General features: G+C 38.0%; 8 protein-coding genes. 7 read left to right on the top strand and 1 reads right to left on the bottom strand.

The features are described from left to right. Positions 1-98: 98 nt before the first annotated feature. Complete coding sequence (locus AC6F75_RS02000; RefSeq protein ID WP_500713246.1) at positions 99-908, bottom strand: glycogen/starch synthase; 810 nt, start codon at positions 906-908, stop codon at positions 99-101. A 107-nt stretch (positions 909-1,015) separates the two neighbouring features. Here AC6F75_RS02000 and panC point away from each other — a divergent pair, with 107 nt between their 5' ends. The 7 genes from panC to AC6F75_RS01965 form a co-directional block, all read left to right on the top strand. Continuing rightward, positions 1,016-1,864, top strand: coding sequence for a pantoate--beta-alanine ligase (panC, locus tag AC6F75_RS01995; RefSeq protein WP_500713245.1), 849 nt, complete (start codon positions 1,016-1,018; stop codon positions 1,862-1,864). 13 nt (positions 1,865-1,877) lie between these two features. Further along, positions 1,878-2,228, top strand: a complete 351-nt coding sequence (gene panD / locus AC6F75_RS01990) for an aspartate 1-decarboxylase (RefSeq protein ID WP_500713244.1) — start codon at positions 1,878-1,880, stop codon at positions 2,226-2,228. Between the two features lie 15 nt (positions 2,229-2,243). Continuing rightward, positions 2,244-3,197, top strand: coding sequence for a flippase-like domain-containing protein (locus AC6F75_RS01985; RefSeq protein WP_500713248.1), 954 nt, complete (start codon positions 2,244-2,246; stop codon positions 3,195-3,197). Between the two features lie 39 nt (positions 3,198-3,236). Further along, on the top strand, positions 3,237-4,382 hold the full coding sequence (locus AC6F75_RS01980; protein WP_500713243.1) for an alpha/beta hydrolase-fold protein: 1,146 nt from the start codon (positions 3,237-3,239) through the stop codon (positions 4,380-4,382). After that, the gene (radA, locus tag AC6F75_RS01975; protein WP_500713242.1) at positions 4,382-5,743 is read left to right on the top strand and encodes a DNA repair protein RadA; all 1,362 of its coding nucleotides are present in this window, start codon (positions 4,382-4,384) and stop codon (positions 5,741-5,743) included. Before AC6F75_RS01980 ends, radA begins: the two co-directional genes overlap by 1 nt. Before the next feature lie 58 nt (positions 5,744-5,801). Further along, positions 5,802-6,944, top strand: a complete 1,143-nt coding sequence (locus AC6F75_RS01970) for a methionine aminotransferase (RefSeq protein ID WP_500713247.1) — start codon at positions 5,802-5,804, stop codon at positions 6,942-6,944. Beyond that, on the top strand, positions 6,941-7,715 hold a 775-nt coding region (locus AC6F75_RS01965; protein ID WP_500713241.1), incomplete at its 3' end, for an amidohydrolase. The genes AC6F75_RS01970 and AC6F75_RS01965, both read left to right, overlap by 4 nt.

The following is a 7,715-nucleotide window of genomic DNA, read 5'->3' as shown; positions in this document are numbered from 1 at the left end:
AGGCACTAAATGATAAAATAATGAGGGTAAACCCTATAAAAGTGAGAAATGCTTTATTTAAATTCATTTTTAATTCAGAGATAAAATAATTGTAGATATTAAACTAAAACTTTTTGGGTGTAAAAATCGATATATGCTTCCTGAAACTCTTCCATATTATGAAACTTTAACACCGGCTTGTCTAAATTTTTAATATAAGACTTAAGTTCATCCGGTATAGTTTCAGACCCTTCAATGATAGCATCTGAATAGTTGATAGCTACTTTCATCAAATTGGCATATGTTGGATTTTCTAGCTCAGTGATGTCACTTTCCTCAATTCCGTCAAAGGCAATTTTGCTTATGACTTCCTTATCTAACGTTCCATCAAAGCCTTGATTGTACACAGAAGTAACTATTTTACTGTTTTCAAAAAGCGGCTCTGAGCCGTAGTATTTTTTTAAGTATAATGGCAGAAAAGAAGCCAGCCAGCCATGAACGTGGATGATATCCGGCGACCAGTTAAGTTTTTTTACAGTTTCAATCACCCCTTTTGCAAAAAATATGGCCCTTTCATCATTGTCTTCATAGAAGTTGCCGTCTTCATCGGTGTAAGTGGCTTTTCTTTTAAAATAGTCATCATTTTCAATAAAATACACCTGCATCCGCTCTTTGGGTATTGAGGCCACTTTGATAATCAATGGCATGTCCAGGTCATTAATAACCAGATTCATTCCTGAAAGCCTGATTACTTCGTGCAACTGGTGCCTTCTTTCATTGATGTTGCCATAACGGGGCATGAAAATTCTAATCTGTCCTTCTTTATTATTTACTGCTCTGGGCGCCTCAAACGACATCGAAGAAATCTCGGTCTCCGGAAGATAGGGAATCACTTCCGAAGACACATACAAGACTCTTTTATCTTTCATATGGAATTGTTTATTCAAGTTAGGATTTAAAAAACACGCAAAATTACGAAAATTTATGCAGATTGGCAGGATTATCTTAAGTTTGCACCCCATTTTAAATGTCAGGTATGCAGGTATTTTACAGTTTTGAAGCTTTGAATAAAGCCATAGTGCCCAAAAAAGCCCAAAATGCAACCATAGGATTTGTGCCCACTATGGGTGCTCTACATCGTGGACACCTGTCTTTAATTGATTTTGCTTTACGCGAAAATGAACTGGTTGTAATCAGTATTTTTGTGAATCCTACGCAGTTTAATAACAATTCAGATTTTGACACCTACCCTCGTACTGTTGAAAGTGATTTACACATTCTAAAGCCCTATCCTGAAAATGTTTTGATTTTTGTTCCTGAAACCAAGGACATCTACCCAAACGGGCTGATTTCGCAACATTTTGATTTTGGAGGAATAGAAAATGAAATGGAAGGCAAATTCCGTCCCGGTCATTTTGACGGAGTGGGAACCGTACTTAAATCGTTTTTCAGCCTGATTCAGCCCACACATGCTTATTTTGGCGAAAAAGACTTTCAGCAATTGCAGATTGTAAAAAAACTGGCAGAAATTGAAAAGTTACCTGTTAAAATTGTGGGTTGTCCCATTTTGAGAGAACCCAACGGGCTGGCTATGAGTTCACGAAACAAAAGACTGACTAAAAGTCAATTTGAAGAAGCATCAGTCATCTATAAAACGCTACAAACTGTTAAAAAAGAATTTGGCACAAAAAATGCCCAAGAAATTGCTCAATGGGTAGAAAATGAATTTAAAAAAAATAAGTGTTTAGTGTTGGAATACTTTGAAATTTCTGAAGAAGAAACCCTAAAACCTATTGACAGAAAAGAGAATCATAAAAAATACCGTGCGTTTATAGCCGTGTTTGTTGATGAAGTGAGGCTAATCGATAATATCGCACTAAATTAATTACCTTTGCAAAATGTTTGTACACGTTGTAAAATCCAAAATTCACAGAGTTAAAGTAACAGGGGCAGACCTGAACTATATTGGCAGTATTACCATCGACGAAGACCTCATGGATGCCGCAAATATCGTTCAAGGCGAAAAAATCCAAATTGTAAATAACAATAATGGCGAACGCATTGAAACTTATGCTATTCCAGGCCCGAGAAATAGCGGCGAACTTACCCTAAACGGTGCTGCAGCAAGAAAAGTGGCTGTGGGGGATGTGCTTATTCTCATAACTTATGCGATGATGGATATAGAAAAAGCCAGAACATTTAAACCGGCACTCATTTTTCCTGATGAAGAAACCAATCTTCTCAAATAAAAGGTGAAAAAAAAGATACTAAACTTCCTGAAAATTGCCCTGCCGCTTTTGTTGGGTGTTTTCCTGATTTGGTATTCTTATAGCAACTTCTCTCCTGAAGAAATTGAAAAAGTAAAAGAGCATATCAAAGGTGCTAAATATGAGTATGTAGCCCTTTCTGTTTTTTTGGGCATTCTTAGCAACATTTCAAGAACCATAAGGTGGGGCTATATGTTTGAGCCTATTGGTTACAGGCCCTCTTTCATAAATAAACTATTGGCAGTATATATCACTTATTTGATGAACCTTTTTATCCCCAGAAGTGGAGAACTCTCACGGGCATTGGTAATCAACAAATATGAAAACGTGCCTTTTGATAAAACTTTTGGAACCATTATTTCTGAAAGGGCTTTTGATTTTTTAATATTATTGATGTTTATCGCTGTGGCTTTAATTCTTCAATTTCCACTCATTTCAGGTTTTATACAGAATGAAAAAATTGATTTATTTAGAGTGTATATTTTAATAGGGATTGCAGTTCCTTTGGGGTTTTTATTTTTTTATTTTTTAAAAAAATCAAACTCGACATTGAGTGAAAAAATCAAGTCTTTTTTAAAAGGTTTAAAAGAGGGGATTTTAAGCATCTTTAAAATAAAACGAAAATGGGCATTTATAGGCCATACACTTTTCATTTGGTTGATGTATGTCAGCATGTTTTATGTAATGATATTTGCGCTTCCTGAAACCTCTGACATATCAATTGCCGCTATTTTAACTGCGTTTGTTGTCGGAAGCCTGACCATTGCTTTTACAAATGGCGGTTTTGGCTCATATCCGCTTTTTATTGCCGGAATCCTCTTGCTTTTTGGTGTTCCCGAAACTGCGGGCACTGCGTTTGGATGGCTGGTGTGGACTTCACAGACAGTAATGGTAATCATTCTTGGAGGGATGTCATTTCTCTTGCTTCCGGTTTTAAACAAAGCAAAATAATTTATACCTTTCCATACTTAATTTTAAACCGTTTCACTCATGACTAAAAACTTGCTTTTTGTAATGTGTTTGCTGATGATTTCAAATCTTTCCTCCCAGGTAATTTATGAAGAGTTTAAATCATCAAAATTGGGGGAAACCAGAAAACTCAAAATTCAGCTTCCGCGAAATTATGATACCAACACCCAAAAAGTGTACCCTATAGTCTTGGTATTTGACGGAGATTACCTTTTTGAACCCGTGGCCGGAAATGTAGATTATTATTCCTACTGGGAAGAAATGCCCGAAGCCATTGTAGTGGGAATAATGCAAGACAGATCCAGAGATTATGATGGCTATTATGGAGACAGTTATTTTCCCGAAGAATCCGGCGCCAAGTTTTTTGAATTTGTAGGCCTTGAATTGATGCCTTATATCGACAGAAAATACAGAACTGCAAAATTTATTCTTGCAGTGGGGCACGAATTTACTGCAAACTTCATCAATTACTACCTTTTTAAAGACCCGCCCTTATTTAATGGATACCTATCGTTAAGTCCTGATTTAGCGCCACTTATGGAAACCAGAATTCCTGAAAGAATCTCCGCCATGCACCATAAAATATTTTATTACTTAGCAACAGGAACCAACGATTTAAAGCCTATAAGAGATGTTACACTTCAGTTGAATCAAGGGATGAGTGCAATCAATAAAGAAAACATCCATTATTATTATGACGATTTTGAGGGAGCTTCTCATTATTCCCTTGTAGGGAAAGCTATCCCGACAGCACTTGAAGATATTTTTTCAATTTACAGGCCCATTAGTAAAAAAGACTATGACGAAATAATTTTAAAACTTGAAACTCCTGTTTTTGATTACTTAGAGAATAAATACAAGACCATTGAAGACCTTTTTGGATTTAAAACAACAGTTAGGGAAAATGACATCCTTGCCATTGCCTCTGCCGCTGAACGTAAAAAAGAATGGCCATCGCTTGAAAAAGTAGCACAACTGGCTATAAAAGAACATCCCAATACCGTTTTAGGCCATTATTATCTGGGGCGTTTTTATGAAGAAACCGGTGAGCCCCGAAGAGCAATGCGCGCTTATCAAGTAGCCTTTGAGCTTGAAGAAGTGGGATTCATTACCTTTGATTTGCTCAAGGAAAAGGTAGATAGTATTAAATTTGATTTTGGTTATTGATGGCTAAAGTAAAAACAGCATTTTTTTGTCAAAACTGTGGCGCTCAGTTTGCCAAATGGCAAGGTCAATGTACCTCTTGTAAAGAATGGAATACCATAACAGAAGAAATCATTGAAAAACCCGAAAAAGTCAGTTGGAAATCTTCTGAAAACCCAAAATCAAAAGCGTCAAAGCCACTTAAAATCAATGAAATTGACACCTCTGTAGAGCAACGGTTGGACACAAAAAACACAGAACTTAACCGTGTTCTCGGTGGCGGCATAGTTCCCGGTTCTTTAATTTTACTGGGGGGTGAACCCGGAATCGGGAAGTCAACTCTTTTGCTTCAAATCGCTTTACAAATGCCCTATAAGCTGTTGTATGTTTCCGGTGAAGAAAGCCAGAAGCAAATTAAAATGAGAGCAGAACGCATACACTCCACAACAGGCAATTGCTACATACTCACCGAAACCAAAACCCAAAACATCTTTCGGCAGATAGAAGAACTGCAACCTGAAATTGTGGTTATCGACTCCATTCAAACCCTGCACAGCGACTATATTGAAAGCAGTGCAGGAAGCATTTCACAAATCAAAGAGTGTACTGCAGAGCTTATCAAATTTGCTAAAGAAACCGCTACACCTGTCCTACTTATAGGGCACATTACCAAAGATGGAAATATCGCAGGGCCAAAAATCCTCGAGCATATGGTAGATACCGTGCTTCAGTTTGAAGGTGACAGAAACCACGTGTACCGAATTTTACGAGCCAACAAAAACCGTTTCGGTTCAACTCATGAAATCGGGATTTATGAAATGCGTTCCGAAGGTTTACGCGAGGTAACCAACCCCAGTGAAGTGCTGATTTCGAAAAACGATGAAGAACTAAGCGGCACAGCCATTGCGGCTACAGTTGAAGGTATCAGGCCCCTGCTTATTGAGATTCAGGCACTGGTGAGCACAGCTGTTTACGGAACACCACAACGCACCACCACAGGTTACAATGCCAAGCGGCTCAATATGATTCTTGCCGTTTTGGAGAAAAGGGCAGGGTTCCGGTTGGCTGCAAAAGACGTGTTTTTAAATATCACGGGAGGAATTTCTGTTGACGACCCGGCTATTGATCTGGCTGTGGTGGCAGCAATTTTATCAAGCAATGAAGACATTCCGTTGCAGAAGGATATATGTTTTGCTGCCGAGGTGGGCCTTGCCGGCGAAATAAGACCTGTTGCCCGGGTTGAACAACGCATTCTTGAAGCCGAAAAACTCGGTTATGCAACCATCATGGTTTCAAAATATTGCAAAATACCGAAAGTTAATAAAGGAATTTCAATAGTAAAAGTGGCCAAAATGGAAGAGGTGGTCAATTATCTTTTTGGATAAAAAGTTTCAGGTTCGTAATATTTCCACGAAATTTACAACTCAACCAAAAACGATGAATATTTCAATCCATTCAAAATTGCCTGATGTTTCCACCACCATTTTTACCGTTATGAGTAAAATGGCACAGGAATACAACGCGTTGAATCTTTCACAAGGGTTCCCCGGTTTTGATAGCGATAAAAAGCTGATTGACCTGGTTTCAAAGGCGATGAATGAAGGTCACAACCAGTATGCCCCAATGGCGGGTCATTTCGCTTTACGCAAAAGGGTTTGTGAAAAAATAAACACCCTTTACGGAAGTTCTTACAATCCCGAAACCGAAATCACAATAACAGCAGGTGCCACTCAGGCAATTTTCACCATCATTTCAGCATTTGTATCCAAAGGAGATGAAGTCATCATATTTGAACCGGCTTATGATTGTTATGAACCCGCGATAGTCCTCAACGGTGGGAAGCCTATCAACATTTCTTTAAAACTACCTGACTTTTCCATTGACTGGGAGACAGTACAGGAAAAGTTTTCTGAAAAAACCAAAATGATTGTCATTAATACCCCACACAATCCCGGAGGATCTGTAATTTCCAATGATGATATGCTGAAACTTCAGGACTTGGTTGAATATTCAAACTGCATTGTTTTGAGTGATGAGGTGTATGAACACATTATTTTTGACGGCGAGACCCATCAAAGTGTCACCCGTTTTCCCGAGCTGGCAAATAGGTCTTTTGCCACGGCATCATTCGGTAAAACTTTTCACAATACCGGTTGGAAAGTGGGCTATTGTGTTGCTCCAGAACCCTTGATGAAAGAATTTCAAAAAGTGCATCAATTTAATGTGTTTAGTGTCAATCATCCGGCGCAAGTGGCGTTGGCGACATATCTTGAAGAGCAGGAGCATTATCTTTCGCTTTCCAAATTTTATAAAAAAAAGCGGGATTTGTTTCTTGAAGGCTTAAAAGGTTCCCGCTGGGAATTTACACCCGCAAAAGGCACTTATTTTCAGTTGCTATCTTTCGAAAATATCACAGCCGAAAAAGACACAGCATTCGCAAAGCGGCTTACCATAGAAAACAAAGTGGCTTCCATACCCATTTCGGTGTTTTATAAAAACAAAACTGACCCCAGAATGCTACGCTTTTGCTTTGCCAAAACCGATGAGGTCATCGAAAAAGCCACAGAAATTTTACGAAACATATGAAAGAGGAATTAAAAGTAGTATTGATACAAGCACCTTTGGTTTGGGAAAACCCCAAAGCTAACAGGGACTATTTTTCGGCAAAAATTAAAGAAATCAACAACGAGTCAGACCTGATTGTACTTCCTGAAATGTTTACAACAGGTTTTACTATGAATGTACAGCCCCTTGCTGAAACTATGGAGGGCGAAACAGTCAGTTGGATGAAACAGATTGCTGTTGAAAGTGGTGCTGCAATCACAGGAAGTTTGATAATTAGAGAAGACGGAAATTATTACAACAGACTGCTATTTATAACACCGGAAGGTGAGCTATTTCAATATGATAAAAAACACCTTTTTACCCTTGCCAATGAGCAAGACCATTACAGTCCGGGAGCAAAAAAACTAATTGTAGAATACAAAGGCTGGAAAATCTGTCCGTTGATTTGTTATGACCTAAGATTTCCCGTTTGGGCAAGAAATGTTGAAAATTATGATGTGTTAATTTATGTGGCCAACTGGCCGGAAATCAGAACCAAAGCCTGGGATATATTACTTCAAGCCAGAGCCATTGAAAATATGGCTTATTGTATTGGCGTTAACAGAGTGAAACAGGATGGAAAAGGTTTTGATTATATTGGACATTCGGCAGTTTATGACGCTTTAGGTGAAATAATTACTACTTTAAATTTAGAGAATGAAAGTTTGATTTTTGCAACACTCAAAATAAATCGTTTAGAAGAAATTAGAAAAAAATTAAAATTTCTTAAAGATAGAGATTCATTTTATTTTT

Source organism: Planktosalinus sp. (genome assembly GCF_059864935.1).
The sequence above is the reverse complement of the archived record's forward strand: the minus strand, read 5'-3'. Positions and strand labels throughout refer to the sequence as shown.

Excerpts from the sequence above, each read along its gene's own strand:
- radA (WP_500713242.1), top strand. The coding sequence starts at position 4,382 with ATGGCTAAAGTAAAAACAGCATTTTTTTGTCAAAACTGTGGCGCTCAG.
- AC6F75_RS02000 (WP_500713246.1), bottom strand. The coding sequence starts at position 908 with ATGAAAGATAAAAGAGTCTTGTATGTGTCTTCGGAAGTGATTCCCTAT.
- panD (WP_500713244.1), top strand. The coding sequence starts at position 1,878 with ATGTTTGTACACGTTGTAAAATCCAAAATTCACAGAGTTAAAGTAACA.
- AC6F75_RS01980 (WP_500713243.1), top strand. The coding sequence starts at position 3,237 with ATGACTAAAAACTTGCTTTTTGTAATGTGTTTGCTGATGATTTCAAAT.
- panC (WP_500713245.1), top strand. The coding sequence starts at position 1,016 with ATGCAGGTATTTTACAGTTTTGAAGCTTTGAATAAAGCCATAGTGCCC.